This window comes from Actinokineospora sp., from assembly GCF_050699995.1.
Classification (GTDB): Bacteria; Actinomycetota; Actinomycetes; order Mycobacteriales; family Pseudonocardiaceae; genus Actinokineospora.
Window position 1 is genome coordinate 1 of sequence record NZ_JBOHGC010000157.1, and the last position, 1,445, is coordinate 1,445.

Annotated in this window: 1 protein-coding gene and 1 pseudogene; one reads left to right on the top strand and one right to left on the bottom strand. The window is 70.8% G+C overall.

Features of this window, described 5'->3' with window-relative positions; translation table 11 throughout:
* A partial coding sequence (locus tag ACRDSQ_RS08845) for a LysR family transcriptional regulator (RefSeq protein ID WP_431420332.1) occupies nucleotides 1-634 on the bottom strand: 634 nt, incomplete at its 3' end.
* A gap of 180 nt (nucleotides 635-814) precedes the next feature.
* On the opposite strand from ACRDSQ_RS08845, the pseudogene ACRDSQ_RS08850 reads away from it, so the two are divergent.
* A pseudogene (locus ACRDSQ_RS08850) lies at nucleotides 815-1,445 on the top strand (hypothetical protein); the annotation flags it as partial.

The following is a 1,445-nucleotide window of genomic DNA, read 5'->3' on the forward strand; positions in this document are numbered from 1 at the left end:
CACGGCGGCACTCCATGACTGTGGTCGCGGTGCCCGGCCGCGACACCCAGATCTCGTCGGCGAACTCGGCGAGGGTCGCAACGTCCGTGCCCGCCAGCGGGTGGCCTGCGGCCAGCCGAATCTCCAGTTCGGTCCGCCACAGCTCCACTGTGATGAGCCCACCCACGTCCGGCCAAGGCATGTGCGGCCAGCGAACGCCCACGAACAGGTCCGCGGCCCCTGAGCGCAGGTCGCGCACCGCGGTCGCGGGCGTGCTCTCCTCGACGACCCAGCTGTCGCGGCGCAAGTGTGGGGGGAGACCAGGCCGGAGCCGCTCCGCCGGCACACCGAATGTTCGCAGCCGCAGCGTCGCCGGGCGGCTCGCGGCTAGCGCCGCGCTGCGGCAAAGTACACGGATGCGGTTCACCCGCTCCAACGCCACCTGTGCCTGCTCGACAACGACTCTGCCCAATGGGGTCATGACTGTGCCCGAACCGGATCTGCGGAAGAGGGTCGCGCCAAGTTCGCCCTCGATGCGGCGCAATTGGCGGGTCAGGTTCGGCTGTTCCGCGCCGAGCTTGCGGGCCGCCGCGCTGACGCTCCCCGCTTCGGCGAGCGTGGTGAGCACGGTGAGGTGGCGCAGTTCTAGCTCCATGCCGGACACAGTATGGCGGAGGACGGCAGGGGGCTGGCAGATGAACCTGGACAGGCCCCATATCCAAGAGAATATGTCACCAGAGGGCAACGGACATGCCCGATCGGGTCGATCGGGTCGACAATGGACGGTGACGGAGGAGGGCGTGCCCCTCGGGTAATCGCCGTGGAGGTGGAGGCAATGGGGCTGCGCGTGCTGTTCTGCTCGACGAATAGCGTCCGCCACCTGTTCCCGCTGGCCGCCTTCGCCAGGGAGGTGCGGAGGAAGGGTCATACCGCTGGTTTCTTGGCCACCCCGGGGATGGCGGGTCTACTGCGCGGGGAGGAGGCCGACGTGCTCGGGCTCGGCGCCGGGCCGGGCGGCCTCGTCGACGACACCGCGGTGCGCGGGTGCGGACCCGACCGAATGGAGGACACCGCCACCTGGTTCGGGGGCGAGCGCGTGGACCGTTTCCTCGATGCGGCCATTGCCCGGGTCGCGGAGTGGCGGCCCGATCTCGTTGTCCACGAGATGCACGACTTGGTCGGGTCGGCGGCCGCGGCGGCGTTGTCGGTTCCGGCCGCGACTCTGTCGACCGGACCGGCGATCACCGGGCCGATCGCCGATCTGATGCACCGCACCCTCGACGATCGGTGTGCGCGCAGGGGCATCCCGCTACCCGCGGTAGCGCCCGGCTACGACATTAAGGGCTGGTACCTCGACACCTGCCCGCCGTCGCTGCAGGTCGAGGGGTGGACCTCGACGCAGGAGGTGCTGCCGCTGCGGCCCGGGCAGTACCGCGCGCGCCCTGCGCCCCGGCGGTCGGCGGCGC